Origin of the sequence: Nocardia exalbida NBRC 100660, from assembly GCF_000308575.1 — a bacterium.
Classification (GTDB): domain Bacteria; phylum Actinomycetota; class Actinomycetes; order Mycobacteriales; family Mycobacteriaceae; genus Nocardia; species Nocardia exalbida.
Genome location: NZ_BAFZ01000036.1, coordinates 78,967 through 96,495, shown reverse-complemented (window position 1 = coordinate 96,495; position 17,529 = coordinate 78,967). Strand labels below are relative to the sequence as shown.

Sequence of the window (17,529 nt, the reverse complement as noted above, 5' to 3'; positions counted from 1 at the left end):
GAACTCCCTGCGCCACAATCGAATCCACGTCAGCCGGGACCGTTGCCCCGACCATACCCGGACCGCCCGCGATCGAGCCCGCCGAACGCGGCACCCGCCGCGAGCGCACGACTCGACCGTCGTCCACGTCTACTCCTCGTCTTCCCGCACCAAACCGCGGCGCACCCGGGACGCGTGCTTGCGCTCGGCCGCGCTGACCCGGTCGGTCTGCTCCAGCCGGATGTCGGTGCCGCGCCCGGTGGGCACCATGTCGATGCCCGCCGAGATCTGGGGTTCCCACTCGAATGTCACGTCGCCGATGGTCACCGGCGCTCCCGGCTCCGCGCCCAGCCGCACCAGCTCGTCTTCCACGCCGAGGCGGGCCAAACGGTCGGCCAGGTAGCCGACGGCCTCGTCGTTGTCGAACTGGGTCTGGCGCACCCAGCGCTCCGGCCGGGTGCCGCGCACGATGAAGCCACCCGGCTCCTCCGGGTCGGCGAGCACGCTGAACCCGGTGTCGTCCACCGCGATCGGGCGGATGACCGGGCGCTTGGGCGCGGCCTGCGGATGCTCCTCGCGATACCGGCGCACCAGGTCGGCGAGGGCGAAGGTCAGGGGGCGCAGGCCCGCCCGGCTCACCGCGGAGATCTCGAACACCGGCCAGCCGCGCTCGGTGAACTCCGCGGTCACCATCTCGGCCAGTTCGGCCGCGTCGGGCACGTCGATCTTGTTCAAGATCACCACACGCGGCCGGCCCGCGAGGTCGCCGAGTTCGGCGTCCGCGCTCAGGGCGGGCTTGTAAGCGGCGAGTTCGGCCTCGAGCGCGTCGACGTCGGACACCGGGTCGCGGCCCGGCTCCAGCGTCGCGCAGTCCACCACGTGGGCGAGCACCGCGCAGCGCTCGAGGTGCCGCAGGAAGTCCAGGCCCAGACCGCGTCCCTCGCTGGCCCCAGGGATCAATCCGGGCACATCGGCGACGGTGAAGGTGGTGTCACCGCTGGCGACGACGCCGAGGTTGGGCACCAGTGTGGTGAAGGGATAGTCGGCGATCTTCGGCTTGGCCGCCGACAGCACCGAGACCAGCGAGGACTTGCCTGCCGAAGGGAACCCGACGAGCCCGACGTCGGCGACCGACTTCAGCTCCAGAACCAGGTCGAGTTCTTCGCCGTCCTCGCCGAGCAGCGCGAAACCCGGCGCCTTGCGGGCCTTCGAAGCCAGCGCGGCATTGCCGAGCCCGCCGCGACCGCCGCGCGCGACGATGAAGCGGTTGCCCGAACCGACCAGGTCGACGAGCACCTTGCCGTCGTCGTCGAGTACCACGGTGCCGTCGGGCACCTTGAGCACCAGATCGGCGCCCTGCTTGCCGTCGCGGTTGCCGCCCTCACCCGGCTTGCCGTTGCCCGCCTTCGCGTGCGGGTGGAAATGGAAGTCCAGCAGGGTGTGCACGTTGGCGTCGACCTCGAGGATGACGTCGCCGCCATTGCCGCCGTTGCCGCCGTCCGGCCCGCCGAGCGGCTTGAACTTCTCACGGTGCACCGAGGCGCAACCGTGGCCGCCTTTACCCGCACGCACATGCAGTACGACACGGTCGATGAACTTGGACATACGCCGAATCATCCTCCTTCGGGACTGGTCGTACTGGGACTGGTCGTTCGAGAACACGAAAAACGGGCCAGGGTTTCGAGACCCTGACCCGCTCGCTGTGTATCCGGAAGTGGTTCGGCGGTCAGGCCTGAACCGGCTCCGGGACCACGATGTTGACGGTCTTGCGTCCACGCTTGGTGCCGAACTCGACCGCGCCCGCCGACAGGGCGAACAGGGTGTCGTCACCGCCACGACCGACGTTCACGCCGGGGTGGAAGTGGGTGCCGCGCTGACGCACGAGGATCTCGCCCGCCTTGACGGTCTGGCCGCCGAAGCGCTTGACGCCGAGTCGCTGGGCGTTGGAATCACGCCCGTTGCGGGAGCTGGACGCACCCTTCTTGTGTGCCATAGCTGGTTCTCCTCGGGATGTCTTACTTGATGCCGGTGACCTTGATGACCGTCAGCGGCTGACGGTGACCCTGGCGCTTGTGGTAGCCGGTCTTGTTCTTGAACTTGTGGATGCGGATCTTCGGGCCCTTGGTCTGCTCGACCACCTCGGCGGCCACGGAGATGTCGGCCAGCTTCGCGGCGTCGGTGGTCAGCTCGGCGCCGTCGACGACGAGGACCGGATTCAGCGCCACGGCGGTGCCCGGCGCGCCCTCGATCTTCTCGACCTTCACCAGGTCACCGACCGCGACCTTGTACTGCTTTCCGCCGGTCTTGACGATCGCGTACGTTGCCATCGGTCGGCTGCCCTTCTTCCTGTAGTGCTCGGCACTCGTTCACGCGGCGACACCTCCGGTTTGATGCCACCGGAAACCGCCACACGACTGGTCTGGTAATCGCCACCGCCTCGGCATCTGGTGGCTCTCGGTACTGAACTGTCGAGAACCGGGCCACGGAGACAAAACATGTTGTCACCGGGCAGCGACTGTCCAAGATTACAGGACGGCCACCGCCACGACCAAACCGGCGTCCACCCCCGCTGCCGGGCAATGCCACCGGTTCGCTGCCGAGACGCACGTGGCCCCCGCCGGAGACGCAGGCGGGGACCACGGAACGTACGCGACGACTCAGTGCGACGCGTCCGGCGCGCCTGCCGGGCGGCCGACCGCCCGTCTGCGCGGCCGACCGCGCTGCGGCAATTCGACCGGTTCCGGCTGGGCGTAGTCGATCGCGGGCGCGGGCGCCTGCTCCGCCGTGGGCAGCACGAACACCGCTCCCGAACTGTCCGCGGCGGGCGCCGCGGCCGAACGGGCAACCCTCCGGCGACGAGGCGGACGGCCCGCTGTCGGTTCGGCGACACCGTTGGCGGCGGCACCGTTCTCCGATGCCGGGACGGCCTCGGCAGCCGGGACCGGCTCGGCCTCGGGAGCCCGAACCGGCTTCTCGATGGCGGCGGGCTCCTGCGCCGGTACCGGCTCGACCCGCTCGACTTCCTCGATGACCTCGACCACTTCGGCGGGCTCGGTCTCCGGCTCCTCGGCGGGCACCGCCACGGCGGCCTCGACGGTCTCGGCGGCCACTCGCTCGTCGGCGTGCTGCTCGGCGCTCGCGGCCCGCGGCTCGGCGGCGGTCTCCTCGGCCGGTTCGGGCTCCTCGTCGGTCTCCTCCGAGTGGTGCGCGGCCATCGCGAGCGCGACCGGATGCGCCCGTTTGACGGCCGCATCCTCCTCGGGCTCGACCACGGGTCCGGCCCCGTTGGCGGGCTGTGCCGGTGCCTGCGCGCTCTTGTCCCGGCCGCGACGCCTGCGCGAACCGCTCTCCTTGGTGCGCCCGGCGGCCTCTTCGCCGGAACCGGGCTCCACCGGGTAGGCGTGCACGAGGATGCCGCGTCCGTGGCAGTGCTCGCAGGTGGTGGAGAACGCCTCGACCAGGCCGGTGCCCAGCTTCTTGCGGGTCATCTGCACCAGGCCGAGCGAGGTGACCTCGGAGACCTGGTGGCGGGTGCGGTCCCGGCCCAGCGCCTCGGTGAGGCGGCGCAGCACCAGGTCGCGGTTGGACTCGAGCACCATGTCGATGAAGTCGACGACGATCATGCCGCCGATGTCGCGCAGCCGCATCTGGCGCACGATCTCCTCGGCCGCCTCCAGGTTGTTCCTGGTGACGGTCTCCTCCAGGTTGCTGCCGCCGGAACCGGTGAACTTGCCGGTGTTCACGTCGATCACCGTCATGGCCTCGGTGCGGTCGATCACCAGGGTGCCGCCCGAGGGCAGCCACACCTTGCGATCCAGCGCCTTGGCCAGCTGTTCGTCGATCCGGTAGGTCTCGAACACGTCGACGCCGTTGTTCTCGTGCCGGTTGACCCGGGCGAGCAGGTCCGGCGCGACGGTGCCGATGTACTTCTCCACCGTGCTCCAGGCCCGGTCACCCTCGATGACCAGCTTGGAGAAGTCCTCGTTGAACAGGTCGCGAATGACCTTGACCAGCAGGTCCGGCTCTTCGTAGAGCGTCTTGGGCGCGTTGTTGTCCTTGCCGGTCTGCTGCTGGATCGTGCGCCAGGTGGCCTGCAGCCGCTCCACGTCGCGCGCCAGCTCGGTCTCGCTGACGCCTTCGGAGGCGGTGCGGATGATCACACCGGCGTCGGAGGGCACGATGTCGCGCAGGATCTCCTTCAGGCGCTTGCGCTCGGTGTCGGGCAGCTTGCGGCTGATCCCGGTGGAGGTGCCGCCGGGCACGTACACCAGGAAGCGCCCGGCCAGGCTGATCTGCGTGGTCAGACGAGCGCCCTTGTGGCCGACCGGGTCCTTGCTCACCTGAACCAGCACCTGATCGCCCGGCTTGAGCGCCTGCTCGATCTTGCGCTCCTTGCCGCCGAGCCCGGCGGCCTCCCAGTTGACCTCACCGGCGTAGAGCACGCCGTTGCGGCCGCGGCCGATGTCGACGAACGCGGCCTCCATGCTGGGCAGGACGTTCTGCACCCGGCCGAGGTAGACGTTGCCGACCATGGACGCCGAACCGGTGCTCGTCACGAAGTGCTCGACCAGGACGTTGTCCTCGAGTACGGCCACCTGGGTCGCGGTGGGGTGGTCGGGGAAGGACTTCTCGCGCACGACCATCACGCGATCCACGGCTTCGCGCCGGGCCAGGAATTCCGACTCGGTCAGGATCGGCGGCCGGCGTCGGCCCGCCTCGCGTCCGTCGCGACGGCGCTGCCGCTTGGCCTCCAGCCGGGTGGAGCCGGTGATGCCCTGGACCTCGTCGGCCGCGGCGGCGCGGCTGCGGGTCTTGTTGCGCGGTTCGCGCTCGTGCACGACCGTGTTCGGCGGATCGTCGTCGGCCGATTCGCTATCACCCGACTCGCCGGCCACCTTGCGGCGACGGCGGCGACGGCGACGGCGGGTGGAGCCTTCCGGCGCACCGTCCTCGTCGTCCCCCTCGCCCTCGGCGGTCTCGGCGGACTCCGCCGCCTCGGCGGCTTCGGTGGTCTCGGGAGCCGATTCGTCCTCGTTCTCGGACTCGCTCTCGTCGCCATCGCCATCGCCGTCGGACTGCTGCTCACCACGGCCGCGTCCGCGTCCGCGGCGACCACGGCGCCTGCGGCGGGGCTGTCCTTCGTCGTCCTGCTGGTCGGCCGACTCGCGTTCGTCCTCGGCGGGCTCGGTCTCGTCCTCGGCGGGCTCGGGCGCCCGCTCCTCGGTACGCCGAGTGTCGCGCTCGGCGCGACGCTGCTTACGCGCCTGCTCGGCCGCCGCGGCGTCCGGCGACAGGAACAGCGGCGCCTGCACCGCGGCGGCGGCCTCGAACACCGCCGGGGCCACCGGCTCGGGCTCCGGTCGCTCCGAGTGGGTGAACAGTTGCGTGTGCTGGGTAGCCGAAGTGCCGGTCGGCACGGGCGTGGCGCCCGGCACCTCCGGCGCGGAGAAGAGGACCCCGGCCCCGGTGAAGGGCGTCTCGGCGGGCGCTTCCCGGCCGGATCGGGCCGGTTGCCCGCCGGCGACCGGGGCGTTCGCCGCCTCCGCTGTGGCGTCTTCGGGAGGCTCGGCGGTCCGCGCCGACGCAGAGGCGTCTACCTGGCCCGCGGCGGGCTGCGCGGCCGCGGCGTCCGCCTCGACCGTCACCAAGGCGTCGCGCACCGACTCCGCGACGGCCCGGTCGACGTTCGACTGGGCGCTGCGCGCGTCCGCCCCCATCTCGGTCAGCTTGGCCAGGATGCGCTTGCTCGTTACCCCCAGCAGCTTGGCGAGTGCATGAACTCGGATTCGCTCCGGCAATTGTTCGGCATCCTGTGATGTTGTTTCCAGCGGCTCTTGATCGGCCACGAAGTCTCCTCGGGCCCCCGGGCGCGTCCCTCCCGGCGGGAGTGACGCGGCCGACGCGGGGGCGCTGTCCGTCCGACCCGCACCCGGTGGGCGCGAGTTCAAGTGGTCTCGCCCCGCGTGCCCGGTTATCTCTCGGTTTTTCGTCGTTCGGGCTAACTGGTCACGCGGCGCCTGGCTGTATGGCTGAACTCCGCGGTACGAGCGCTCATCCAGCGTGCCTGCGCGGACAGCCGACCCTGTAACCAGGCCGTTTGTCCATGGCAGCGATGATCGGCATCGAACCGTGGTGTCATCCGGCTGCGCTCGTCACGTCTCGTTCGCGCACCTGCACGAACAGTCGGCATCGAAAGCAGCCGATGCCAGTATCCCACACCGCGCGCCGGGCGTTCGCCATCGGCGCTCGAACCGGTCCGGCCCGCGGCGCGAACACGCCGGTCGCGGCGGCGCGGGCACGGCGCTCGGGACCCGGTCAGGCGGGCCGATCGGGGAACCAGAGCGCGATCTCGCGCTTGGCCGATTCGGGTGAATCCGAGCCGTGGACCAGGTTCTCCTGGGTCTCCAGAGCGAAGTCTCCGCGAATGCTGCCGGGCACGGCCTTCTCCACCGGGTCGGTGCCGCCAGCGATCTGGCGGAAGGCCGCGATGGCGCGGGGGCCTTCCAGGATGGCCGCGACGACCGGGCCCGAGGTGATGAACTCGATCAGGGACCCGAAGAACGGCTTCTCGGCGTGCTCGGCGTAGTGGCCCTCGGCCAGTTCTACGGATACGTGCTTCAGTTCGAGGGCGGCGATCTTCAGGCCCTTGCGCTCGATACGTGCCAGCACCTCGCCGACAAGGCCACGGGCCACACCGTCCGGCTTGATGAGTACCAACGTCTGCTCAGTCACGGCGCACAGCCTATCCGGCACACTTCCGGGCACCGCACCAGCGGTCGGCCGACCGGCGTCCCGGTGGCCCTGCGGCCGCGCCCGCGTGCCCTGCGGCTACGACCGCTGGATGCGCTGGCTGGGCAGCAGGCCCTTCTCCATCCGGCCCCGCACGTCCGCGCGCAGCACCAGCAGGAAGCCCCAGACCACGCCGAACACCACGCCGATGACGCCGATGGACACGTGGATGAACGCCCCGAGCAGGACGAGCACCTGGAGCCCGAGGTTGAACGGCAGCGCCCAGGACCGCCGCTGCACCCCCGCCCCGAGGAACATCACCACCGCGAGAACCACGAGGTAGGTGCCGGACAGCCAGGTCACCCCGCCGCCGACGTCGGCGACCACCGGCAGCGCCAGCAGCACCACGATCGCCTCGAGCACCAACGTTCCCGCCATCACCCCGCGGAAGCCCTTCCACGGGTCGGTCGCGGGCGCGGGTACCGCTTGCTCGCCTCGGTCGGCCGGTTCGCTCATGCTGTGCCCTCCTCGGCATCCGCCGGGCTCTCGGGGTGTCTGGCGCTCGTGCGGCGGTTCTCGACGAGCGCGGACCCGCCGTGCTCACCCAGGCCGCCGTCGGCGAGCCCGGCGCTCACGCCGGGTCCTTGCCGAACAGCGCGCGGGCCGCCCCGGCCGTGACCACCGACCCCGTCACCACCACTCCCGCGCCGGAGACCATCTCGCCCGCCTCGCCCACCTCTTCGGCGATCGCGATGGCGGTTTCCAGCGCGTCGGGCAGGGTGGCGGCGGAGACCACGCGCTCGTCGCCGAACCGCTGCACCGCGAGGTCGGCGAGGGTCTCCACGTCCAGCGCCCGAGGCGAACCGTTGCTGGTGACGACGATCTCGTCGAACACCGGCTCCAGGGCGGCGAGGATGCCCCCGGCGTCCTTGTCACCGAGCACCGCGACCACACCGACCAGCTTGCGGAAGTCGAACTCCTCGGTCAGCGTCGCGGCCAGCGCTCGCGCGCCCGCCGGATTGTGCGCGGCGTCGATGAAGATGGTCGGCGCGCTGCGCATCCGCTCCAGCCGCCCGGGGCTGGTGACGCTCGCGAAACCGGCGCGCACGGCGTCGATGTCCAGTCTGCGCTGCGCGCCTGCGCCGAAGAACGCCTCCACCGCCGCGAGCGCGAGCACCGCGTTGCGCGCTTGGTGCTCGCCGTGCAGCGGCAGGAAGATCTCGTCGTACACCCCGCCCAGTCCCTGCAATTCGAGTTGCTGCCCGCCTACCGCGATCTGCCGGGCGAGCACGCGGAACTCGGCGCCCTCGCGCGCGACCGCTGCGTCCACTGCCACGGCGCGGCGCAGCAGCACCTCCATCGCCTCGGGGTCCTGTTCCGCGATCACCGCGACGTTGTCGCGCGGTACCAGGCTCTCCGGGGCCCGCTTGATGATCCCGGCCTTCTCCCCCGCGATCGAGGTCAGATCCGGGCCGAGGTAGTCGGTGTGATCCAGGCCGATCGGTGTGATCACCGCGACCTGCCCGTCGACGACGTTCGTGGCGTCCCAGGTGCCGCCCATCCCCGTCTCGACGACCGCGACGTCGACCGGCGCCTCGGCGAAGGCCGCGAATGCCATGCCGGTGAGCACCTCGAACTTGCTCATCGCAGGCCCGTCCGCGGCCGCCGACTGCTTGTCGATCATCTCGACGAAAGGCAGCAGTTCGCGGTAGAGCTCCACGTACCGGGCTGGGGTGATCGGCGCGTTGTCGATGCTGATCCGCTCGGTGGCCAGCTGCAGATGCGGGCTGGTGATCCGGCCGGTGCGCCGGTGCAGCGCGGTGAGCAGCGCATCGATCATCCTGGTCACCGAGGTCTTGCCGTTGGTGCCCGCGACGTGGATCGCCGGGTAGTTCTGCTGCGGCGAACCGAGCAGGTCCATCAGCGTGGCGATCCTGGTGAGCGACGGCTCGATCTTGGTCTCCGGCCAGCGCCGGTCGAGTTCGGCCTCGACCAGCGCCATCTCGGCCAGTTCCACCGGCGACGGGCCGGAGCCCAGTCGCGCTCCGCCGCCACGGCGCTCGTCGTCGCCGTATTGCGGTTCCGGCTCGTGGTTCACTTTCCGCTCAACTCCGCCAGTCGCGCCCCGATGCGCGCCACCTCGTCGGAGGCGACCTGCTGCCTGTCTCGGATCTTGTCGACCACGTGTTCGGGCGCCTTGGCCAGGAAGGCCTCGTTGCCGAGCTTGGCGGCGGTGCCCTGCAATTCCTTCTGCGCGGCGGCCAGATCCTTCTCCAGCCTGCGGCGTTCGGCGTCCAGGTCGACCGCGCCCGAGGTGTCCAGCTCCACGGTGACCGTCCCCGCGCTCAGGCGGACCTCCACCGACGCGGTCGCGGCGAAGTCGGCGCCGGGCTCGGTCAGCCGCGCCAGGTTCGCCACCGACGCCGCCTGCTCGCCGAGCCCCGCCTCGTCCACGCCGATCAGCTTGGCCGCGACCTTCTGCTTGTCGGCCAGGCCCTGATCACTGCGGAACCGCCGGATCTCCGTGATCAACCGCTGGGTGTCCGAGACGCGCTGCGCCGCTTCCTGATCGGCCGGCACCCCGGAGGCCTGCGGCCACGGCGCGATCACCACCGACTCACCGCCGGTCAGCGCCTGCCACAACGACTCGGTGACGAACGGGATGACCGGGTGCAGCAGGCGCAGCACGGCGTCGAGCACCGACCCGAGCACCAGCTGGGTCGCCTCGGCGCGGGCCCCGTCGGCGGCGAACTGCACCTTGGCCAGCTCCAGGTACCAGTCGCACAGCTCGTCCCAGGCGAAGTGGTAGAGCGCCTCGCACGCCTTGCCGAACTCGTAGGCGTCGAACGCGGCGTCCGCTTCGGCGCGCACCGCGTCCAGCCGGTCCAGGATCCAGCGGTCGGCGTCGGTGAGCTGCGCCCGATCGGGCAGATCACCCACCCGCGCGCCGTTCATCAGCGCGAACTTGGTCGCGTTGAACAGCTTCGTCACGAAGCTGCGCGAGGCGAGCACGTGCGGCTCGCCGACCGACAGGTCACCGCCGGGCTGCGCGCCGCGCGCGAGGGTGAACCGGGTGGCGTCGGCGCCGAAGGTGTTGATCCAGTCCAGCGGGTCGATGCCGTTGCCGCGCGATTTGGACATCTTCTTGCCGAACTGGTCGCGGATCAGGCCGTGCAGGAACACGTCCTTGAACGGCACCTGCCGCTCGCCGCTCTTGCCCGCGGTCAGCGCGGCGTCCTCGGCGACGTAGGTGCCGAACATCATCATCCGCGCCACCCAGAAGAACAGGATGTCGTAGCCGGTGACGAGCACGCTGGTGGGATAGAACTTCTCCAGCTCGGCGGTGGCGTGCGGCCAGCCCATCGTGGAGAACGGCCACAGGCCGGAGGAGAACCAGGTGTCGAGCACGTCCGGGTCCTGCACCCAGCCCTCGGGCGCCTGCTCGTCGGGCCCCACGCAGGCCACTTCGCCCTCGGGCCCGTACCAGATCGGGATGCGGTGGCCCCACCACAGCTGACGCGAGATGCACCAGTCGTGCATGTCGTCGACCCAGCCGAACCAGCGCGGCTCCTGGCTCTTGGGGTGGATCACGGTGTCGCCGCTGCGCACGGCGTCACCGGCCGCCTTGGCCAGCGACTCGACCTTGACCCACCACTGCATGGACAGGCGCGGCTCGATCGGCTCGCCGGTGCGCTCGGAGTGCCCGACGCTGTGCAGGTACGGCCGCTTCTCGGCGACCACCCGGCCCTCCCGCGCGAGCCGCTCACGCACCTTGACGCGCGCCTCGAACCGGTCCATGCCGTCGAATTCGGTTCCGGTGCCGGTGATCCGGCCGCGCTCGTCCATGATCGTCGGCATCGGCAGGCCGTGCCGCAGACCCATCTCGAAGTCGTTGGGGTCGTGCGCCGGTGTGATCTTCACCGCGCCCGAGCCGAACTCGGGATCGACGTAGTCGTCGGCGATGATCGGAATCTGCCGCCCGGTGATCGGATGTTCCAGGGTGGTGCCGAGCAAGTCCCGGTACCGCGGGTCCTCCGGATGCACGGCCACCGCCGTGTCACCGAGCATGGTCTCCACCCGGGTGGTGGCCACGACGACGTGCGGCTGGTCGTCGTCCAGCGACCCGTAGCGCAGCGAGACCAGCTCGCCTTCCACGTCCTCGTACTTGACCTCGATGTCGGAGATCGCGGTGCGCAGCTCCGGCGACCAGTTCACCAGCCGCTCCGCACGGTAGATCAGGCCCGCGTCGTAGAGCCGCTTGAACATGGTCTGCACGGCGCGTGAGAGGCCCTCGTCCATGGTGAAGCGGTCCCGGCTCCAGTCCACGCCGTCGCCGAGCGCGCGCATCTGCCACTGGATGGCGCCGCCGGACTCCCGCTTCCAGTCCCAGACCTTCTGCACGAACAGTTCGCGGCCGAAGTCTTCCTTGGTCTTGCCGTCCACCGCGAGCTGCTTCTCCACCACGGTCTGGGTGGCGATGCCCGCGTGGTCCATGCCGGGCAGCCAGAGCACCTCGTAGCCCTGCATGCGCTTGCGGCGCGACAGCGTGTCCATCAGGGTGTGGTCGAGCGCGTGGCCCATGTGCAGGGTGCCGGTGACGTTCGGCGGCGGCAGCACGATCGAGTAGGCCGGCTTGCCGCTGCCCGGGTCGGCGGTGAAATAGCCCGCGGCTACCCAGCGCTCGTACATCTCGGCCTCCACCTCGCTGGGAGTCCAGCTCTTGGGGAGGGCATCGGCACGATTACGCGTGTTGTCAGGGGCTGCGCTGGTCACCCCGCGATTCTAGAGCGCTTCGATCCGCCGACTTCGGGTCGGTCGGCCCGGTCACCGCTCCCGCGGATCCGCCGGTGGGCGCCATGCCGGAAATCGGAGGCATATCCGCCCGCCGAGTGGCGCTCGATACGAACCGTACGGAGCTGCATTATGTGACGAAGACAAAGGAAGGCGGAGTCTTCGGTGGATGAGGGACACCGAACACTCCGCCTATGTCAGTAGCTTACCGGCGATCCGAGGCCGGGCCTGGAATCCATAAGTAATTCTCAGCTTCCGCGTTTCGTACCTCGATATTCCCCCTCAACGGGCGAGCACGGCGACGTCGGCCGACACCAAGTCAGCGTTGATCGCGATCGCGGCGGTGGAGCCCGCCCCGGCGGCCGAGATCACCTGGGCTGCCGGATTGACGACGTTGCCCGCGGCCCAGACACCCGGCACGCTGGTGCGCCCCGTCGCGTCGGTCACCACCCAGCCGTCGGCGTCGAACGCGCAGCCGAGCCCGACCAGTACGTCGTCGTTGGCACGGAAGGTCGGCGTGACGAACATCGCCGTCCTCGGCACCGCTCGCCCGTCGGCCAGTTCCACGCCGCGCAGCCGATCGTCCACCACGAACCGGGCCACCTTGCCCTCGATCAGCCGGACTCCGCGGGCCTCCAGGCGAGCGCGATCACTTTCGGACAGGGACATCGTGTTCGGGAAGAAGACGACGTCGTCCGACCACTGCGGCAGCAGCATTGCCAGATGAACCGCGCGGGCCATGGCGCCGGATTCCGCACCGCCCAGCACCCCGATCGGCTGGTCGCGGACCTCGTAACCGTGGCAGTAGGGGCAGTGCAGCACGTCGCGGCCCCAGCGCTCACGCACTCCGGGCAGCTCCGGGAGCTCGTCGCGCAGCCCGGTGGCCACGAGCACGCGGCGAGCCCGCAACGCCCCGCCGCCGCGCAGCCGCAGCGTGTAGTCCGACTCCGCCGTCCGTTCCGCGCCGACGACGACGTCATCGATCAGTTCCGCTCCGTAGCTCGTGACTTCGGCGGCCCCGGTGGCCAGCAGCTCGGCCGGTGGCATCCCGTCCCGGGACAGGAACCCGTGCATGTGCTCGGCCGGGGCGTTGCGCGGCGCACCGCCCCTGACCACCGCGACTCGCCGCCGCGCGCGGGCCAGGACCAGCGCCCCGGACAGTCCCGCCGCACCGCCACCCACGATCACTACGTCGTATGTCTCGCTCATTCGCGATCACCTCCACGGACACCGTGCCGCCCCCGTCCCGATTCAGCAACTAAAATTGCCAAATCAGGGAAATCGGAGTGCACTGGGGACATGTCAACACCACCGGCCGTCACCCAGGCCCTCGCCGACATAGGCCCACGGCTGAAAGCGCTGCGCACCCGCCGCAACGTCACACTCACCGCGCTGGCGGAGAGCACCGGAATCTCCAAGAGCACGCTCTCGCGGCTGGAGTCCGGCCAGCGAAAAGCCAGTCTGGAACTGCTGCTGCCGATCGCGATGGCCCATCAGGTTCCGCTGGACGAACTGGTGGCCGCGCCCAAGATCGCCGATCCCCGCGTCCACTCCACGGCGCGAAAGCTGAACGGAATCACCATCCTTCCGCTCACCCGGCAGCCGGGACCACTACAGGCGTTCAAGATCGTCATTCCGCCCGAGCGCTGCGACCCCGAACCGAAGGTGCACGAGGGTTTCGAGTGGCTCTACGTGCTTTCCGGACGACTGCGGCTGGTACTCGGCGAGCACGATCTGGTGCTCGGCCCCGGCGAGGCCGCGGAATTCGACACCCGCCAACCGCATTGGTTCGGCAGCGCGGGCCGGGGCCCGGTGGAAATCCTGAGCCTTTTCGGGTCACAGGGTGAACGAATGCATTTGCGCGCACGGTCGGCGGGTCGCAAACCGGGGTGATCACACTGTCTGAAATGTCCGATATTGCCGAAACGGTGAAAACGAAGGACCCTGGAGAGGGTGAATACCCCAGGCGTCCCACCTCCGGTGAATCCCCAAGAAAAACCAGGGTTTTCCCGGTTGCCGAACACGTGTCGGCTGCGGACGCTTGGAGAGGTGAACCCCCCGCTGGAATCCGTGTACGCGCACGGTCCCGAACCCCGGCTGCCGATCCTGGTCCCGGACGCGCTGCACGATCTGCGCGGTCGCGCGATCGCGGAGATCCGGTACCCCGCCGCGGCGGCGCTGATCGTCGCGGGCGTCCCCGGCGCGGGCAAGAGCACCGCGCTGCGCAAGTTCTTCGGCGCCGATGCCGCGGCCACCGCGCCGTCGCGCAGCGCCGCCGGGGTGCTGGTGCTCGACTCGATGCAGGCACGCAATCGCTGGCGCCCCAAGCTGTGGTGGCTGCCCTACCTGCTGTGGCGCCCGCTGGTGCACACCGCGCACTTCCTGGCCATTCGTACCGCGCTGCGCGAGGTCACCGGCCCGGTCGTCATCCACGACTGCGCCACGTTCCGCTGGGCGCGCACCCTGATCGAGCACTGGGCGGCGGATCGCGAACTGCACCTGCTCATGGTCGACGTGCCCGCGGCGGTGGCGCGCGCAGGCCAGCACAGCCGTGGCAGGCGGATCAATCACGTGGCGTTCCGGCTGCACGTGCGGCGCTGGCGGCGGCTGATGCGCGCGGTGTCGACGGAGCACCGCTCGGCCGCCCTCGCGTCGCGGTCGGTGGTCATCGTCGACCGCGCGACCGTGAACCACCTGCGCTGCGTGACTTTCGCCTGATCGGCGCTGGTCAGGGCACCAGAACGGTCAACGCCGCGGGGACCGCCCGGACGGTGATCGGCAGGGTGCCCGCCGGTTCGCCGTCGGCGGTGGCGGGCGCGCCCGCCGCGGTGAGCGTGACCGCGGCGGCGCGGAACTGCTTGACCTCCGGGTGATCCTGGCGTTTGCCCGCCGACAGCGCGGGCAGCAGGCGCAGCATCTCCCCGCGCGACAACGCGCCGACCACGGTCAGATCCAGCAGGCCATCGTCCATGAGCGCGTCCGGGCAGATCAGCATGCCGCCGCCGTAGGTGCGGGTGTTACCGACCGCGACCATCACCGCCTCGGTCTCCAGCACCGAGCCCGTGCCGGGGTTGGTCAGCCCGTCGGTCACCGCGTCCACCAGTTCGACCCGGTAGGGCACCGTGAAGCGCCCGGAGATCTCGGCCAGCGCGGCGGCGGTGTAGCGCAGTCTGCCTCTCGGCCAGCGCATATCGTTGGCGCGCAGAGTGACGCGCGCGTCGAATCCGGTACCGGCCACCGTGGCGAACCACATCGGCGGCACGGACGACTCGATCCGCCCGAGATCGATCGTCCTGGTCCGCCCGCGCAACACCAGTGCGGCCGCGGCGACCGGATCGTCGGTCGGCACTCCGAGTTCCCTCGCCAGATCGTTGCCGGTGCCCGCGGGGATCATGCCGAGCGGAACCCCGGTCTCCGCGACGGCCGGAAGGGTCACGTTGATCAGCCCGTCACCGCCGATGCAGACCACGGCATCGGGTGCCGCGCCCGCGACCGAATCCCGCACCTGCCGAACCGTTTCGGCGGCCGAGGGAGCGCACACCTCGGTGACCTCGGCGCCGCCCGCGCGCAGGCGGGCGATGGCGGCGGTCGCCGCATCGCTTCCCTTGCCGTGCCGGGACCGCGGATTGGTCACCACCGTGACCTTGCGCACCGGTGCATAGTCGTTCACGGCACCAGCTTTCCGGGATTCAGGATGCCGGCCGGGTCGAGTTCGACCTTCACCGCCCGCAGGACACGCACGCCGAGGTCACCCACTTCGTCCGGGACCCAGGGACGGTGATCGGTGCCCACCGCGTGGTGGTGGGTGATGGTGCCGCCCGCCGCGACGATGGCGTCACCCGCGGCGCGTTTGGCGGCCTGCCACTGGGCCAGCGGGTCGTCCAACTGTTTGGCCACGACGGTGAAGTACAGCGACGCGCCGGTCGGGTAGGTGTGCGAGATGTGACACATGACCAGGGGCGGCGTCCCCTGCGCCGCCAGCGACTCGGTCAGCGCCGCGGTCACCTTCGCCTTCAGCGCGTTCAGATTCGACCAGGTGGTAGCGGTCTCCAAGGTTTCACAGAGCACGCCGACATCCAGGAGCGCGTCACGCAGGTACGGCGCGGCGAAACGACCGTGCTCCCACTCCCGGGCCGGTGTCTCCCCCAGGGCCGAGCCGCCCGCCGCGGCCAGCACGGCACCCGCTTCCGCGCTGCGCGCGGTGACGTGCGCCGCGCTGCCCTCATAGGTGGTGACGGCCAGGCACCCCGCCACCGGGTTGCCGCCGATATCGCCGGAGCGCGCGAGATTGATCCCGGTCTCCGCCTCGTCGGAGAGCCGGAGCACCGTCGGGGCCGCGCCCGCCTGCACCACCGCGCGCAACGCGGCGGCGCCGGTGGCGAAATCCGGGAACGACCATGCCTGATAGGCAACGGTTTCCGGGACCGGGTGCACCCGCAGGGTGACCTCGGTGATCACACCGAGCGTTCCCTCCGATCCGACGAACAGTTCGCGCAGGTCCGGCCCGGCGGCCGAAGCCGGGGCGCGCCCGAGCTCGAGCGTGCCACCCGGCGTGGCGATCTTCAGCCGCTGCACCATGTCGTCGAAGCGGCCGTAGCCCGCCGAGGCCTGGCCGGACGACCGCGTCGCCGCGAAGCCGCCGATGGTGGCGAACTCGAAACTCTGCGGGAAGTGGCCGAGGGACAGTCCGTGCGCGCCGAGCAGTTCCTCCGCGCGCGGGCCGGTGAGACCGGCGCCGAGCGTGGCGGTGCCGCTGATCGGGTCGATCTCGGTGACCCGGTCGAGCCTGCGCAGATCAAGGGCGATCACGGTGTCGAAGCGACCCCGCACGGGATCGACGCCGCCGACGACGCTGGTGCCGCCGCCGAACGGAACCACCGCGACGGCGTGGCGCGCGCAGTAGGCGAGCACGGCGAGGACCTCGTCGTGGTCGGCGGGGAAGACAACGGCGTCCGGCGCGTCCTGCGGCCCCTCGGCCCGGCGGCGCAGCAGATCGGGTGTGCTCTTCCCTCCGGCGTGCCGCAGCCGATCGCGGTGGTCGGCCGACACGTTCTCCGCGCCGACCACCTCGACCAGCCCGGCTCGCCGCGCGGGCGTCAACGCCGATTCGCGCAGTGGCACGTCGCCCTCATCGCGGCGCGCCACCGGATTGCCGGACACTCCGAACACCTGCGTCAGCAGACCACGGATCCGCTCCGAAAGCGACTGGTGCCCAGCCGGGATACCCCAGGCATCCCAGACCATACTCGCGGCCGGGCCGGTCTTTGCCGACGGAGCCGGATCGCCGTCGGTCTGCTGCGTGTCCACCATGCGTTACAGTTTGACATAGACTGTCAAGCAGTAACGCACGCTCGAACCTCGCCGACGATTCGCCGTCGGCCGACCTACCACCGGTGGTGATTTTGACCGCTCCCGACGAGACCGCCCTCTCGGCGACCGACCTGGCGATCCTCGATGCCGCCCGCGCCTGCGTGGAGGAGTTCGGTGTGCGCCGCACCACGCTCACCGAGGTGGCGCGCCGGGCGGGCGTCAGCAGGCCGACCGTCTACCGCCGCTGGCCGGATACCGGTGCGCTGGTGGCCGAACTGCTCGTCCGCGAACTGCGCGGCATCGTGGCGGCCACCATGCCGTCCGCGGGCAGCGCACGCGTCCGGCTGGTCGAGGGCGTGGTCGCCGGAGCGGCGATGATCCGGTCGAATCCGTTGTTCGGCAAGATCTTCCGCACCGACACAGATCTGATGCTCACCTACGTCTTCGGCAGGCTGGGGCGCAACCAGCGCGCGCTGATCGAGCTGTTCGCGGCGGGCATCCGCGACGGGCAGCGGGACGGTTCCATCCGCGCGGGCGATCCGGAGCGGATGGCCACGATGCTGCTGCTGATCGCCCAGTCCGCGGTGCAGTCGGCGGGCACCGTCGCGCCGCTGCTGGCGGGTGAGCACCTCGACACCGAACTCCGTCGCGCGATCGACGGGTATCTCGACGACCACGCCCGCGAAGCGGTCGAAGACTCCGCCCGAAAGCGGCCGTGAT

General features: G+C 70.5%; 14 protein-coding genes. 3 read left to right on the top strand and 11 right to left on the bottom strand.

The window, feature by feature from the left end; all coding sequences use genetic code 11:
- Positions 1-129 precede the first annotated feature (129 nt).
- From obgE to ON29_RS07870, 9 genes are all read right to left on the bottom strand, one after another.
- On the bottom strand, positions 130-1,584 hold the full coding sequence (obgE, locus tag ON29_RS07910; RefSeq protein ID WP_040865499.1) for a GTPase ObgE: 1,455 nt from the start codon (positions 1,582-1,584) through the stop codon (positions 130-132).
- A 121-nt stretch (positions 1,585-1,705) separates the two neighbouring features.
- Positions 1,706-1,972 carry a 50S ribosomal protein L27 gene (gene rpmA, locus ON29_RS07905; protein WP_040795044.1) on the bottom strand — a complete coding sequence of 89 codons (267 nt, stop codon included), beginning with the start codon at positions 1,970-1,972 and terminating at the stop codon, positions 1,706-1,708.
- Between the two features lie 22 nt (positions 1,973-1,994).
- The gene (gene rplU / locus ON29_RS07900) at positions 1,995-2,306 is read right to left on the bottom strand and encodes a 50S ribosomal protein L21 (protein WP_040865498.1); all 312 of its coding nucleotides are present in this window, start codon (positions 2,304-2,306) and stop codon (positions 1,995-1,997) included.
- Positions 2,307-2,636: 330 nt separating this feature from the next.
- Positions 2,637-5,825 (bottom strand): translation initiation factor IF-2 N-terminal domain-containing protein, encoded by a 3,189-nt coding sequence (locus ON29_RS07895; protein WP_040865497.1) that lies wholly within the window; start codon positions 5,823-5,825, stop codon positions 2,637-2,639.
- A gap of 469 nt (positions 5,826-6,294) precedes the next feature.
- On the bottom strand, positions 6,295-6,711 hold the full coding sequence (gene ndk, locus ON29_RS07890; protein WP_040865496.1) for a nucleoside-diphosphate kinase: 417 nt from the start codon (positions 6,709-6,711) through the stop codon (positions 6,295-6,297).
- Between the two features lie 96 nt (positions 6,712-6,807).
- Positions 6,808-7,224: a DUF4233 domain-containing protein gene (locus ON29_RS07885; protein ID WP_040865495.1), complete on the bottom strand. Its 417-nt coding sequence runs from the start codon at positions 7,222-7,224 to the stop codon at positions 6,808-6,810.
- A gap of 115 nt (positions 7,225-7,339) precedes the next feature.
- Positions 7,340-8,746: a bifunctional tetrahydrofolate synthase/dihydrofolate synthase gene (gene folC, locus ON29_RS07880; RefSeq protein WP_040865567.1), complete on the bottom strand. Its 1,407-nt coding sequence runs from the start codon at positions 8,744-8,746 to the stop codon at positions 7,340-7,342.
- A 56-nt stretch (positions 8,747-8,802) separates the two neighbouring features.
- Positions 8,803-11,481, bottom strand: coding sequence for a valine--tRNA ligase (locus tag ON29_RS07875; protein ID WP_040865494.1), 2,679 nt, complete (start codon positions 11,479-11,481; stop codon positions 8,803-8,805).
- A gap of 300 nt (positions 11,482-11,781) precedes the next feature.
- Positions 11,782-12,708, bottom strand: coding sequence for an NAD(P)/FAD-dependent oxidoreductase (locus ON29_RS07870; protein ID WP_040865493.1), 927 nt, complete (start codon positions 12,706-12,708; stop codon positions 11,782-11,784).
- A 90-nt stretch (positions 12,709-12,798) separates the two neighbouring features.
- Between ON29_RS07870 and ON29_RS07865 the strand changes: the two genes are divergently transcribed.
- Both ON29_RS07865 and ON29_RS07860 read left to right on the top strand, forming a co-directional pair.
- Positions 12,799-13,392, top strand: a complete 594-nt coding sequence (locus tag ON29_RS07865; protein ID WP_040865492.1) for a helix-turn-helix domain-containing protein — start codon at positions 12,799-12,801, stop codon at positions 13,390-13,392.
- A gap of 156 nt (positions 13,393-13,548) precedes the next feature.
- Positions 13,549-14,217 carry an AAA family ATPase gene (locus tag ON29_RS07860; RefSeq protein WP_245548859.1) on the top strand — a complete coding sequence of 223 codons (669 nt, stop codon included), beginning with the start codon at positions 13,549-13,551 and terminating at the stop codon, positions 14,215-14,217.
- Positions 14,218-14,227: 10 nt separating this feature from the next.
- On the opposite strand, the gene ON29_RS07855 is transcribed toward ON29_RS07860, so the two are convergent.
- A complete protein-coding gene (locus ON29_RS07855; RefSeq protein ID WP_051174975.1) occupies positions 14,228-15,169 on the bottom strand; it encodes a YegS/Rv2252/BmrU family lipid kinase in 942 nt (313 codons plus the stop codon).
- On the bottom strand, positions 15,166-16,743 hold the full coding sequence (locus ON29_RS07850; protein WP_040865564.1) for an FAD-binding oxidoreductase: 1,578 nt from the start codon (positions 16,741-16,743) through the stop codon (positions 15,166-15,168). The genes ON29_RS07855 and ON29_RS07850 overlap by 4 nt, the downstream gene beginning before the upstream one ends.
- 158 nt (positions 16,744-16,901) lie before the next feature.
- Here ON29_RS07850 and ON29_RS07845 point away from each other — a divergent pair, with 158 nt between their 5' ends.
- Positions 16,902-17,528 (top strand): TetR/AcrR family transcriptional regulator, encoded by a 627-nt coding sequence (locus ON29_RS07845; RefSeq protein WP_051174983.1) that lies wholly within the window; start codon positions 16,902-16,904, stop codon positions 17,526-17,528.
- Position 17,529 lies beyond the last annotated feature (1 nt).

What these genes read in the sequence shown, in the direction of transcription:
- obgE (WP_040865499.1), bottom strand. Translation starts at nt 1,584, where the DNA reads ATGTCCAAGTTCATCGACCGTGTCGTACTGCATGTGCGTGCGGGTAAA.
- rpmA (WP_040795044.1), bottom strand. Translation starts at nt 1,972, where the DNA reads ATGGCACACAAGAAGGGTGCGTCCAGCTCCCGCAACGGGCGTGATTCC.
- rplU (WP_040865498.1), bottom strand. Translation starts at nt 2,306, where the DNA reads ATGGCAACGTACGCGATCGTCAAGACCGGCGGAAAGCAGTACAAGGTC.
- ON29_RS07885 (WP_040865495.1), bottom strand. Translation starts at nt 7,224, where the DNA reads ATGAGCGAACCGGCCGACCGAGGCGAGCAAGCGGTACCCGCGCCCGCG.
- ON29_RS07870 (WP_040865493.1), bottom strand. Translation starts at nt 12,708, where the DNA reads ATGAGCGAGACATACGACGTAGTGATCGTGGGTGGCGGTGCGGCGGGA.
- ON29_RS07865 (WP_040865492.1), top strand. Translation starts at nt 12,799, where the DNA reads ATGTCAACACCACCGGCCGTCACCCAGGCCCTCGCCGACATAGGCCCA.
- ON29_RS07850 (WP_040865564.1), bottom strand. Translation starts at nt 16,743, where the DNA reads ATGGTCTGGGATGCCTGGGGTATCCCGGCTGGGCACCAGTCGCTTTCG.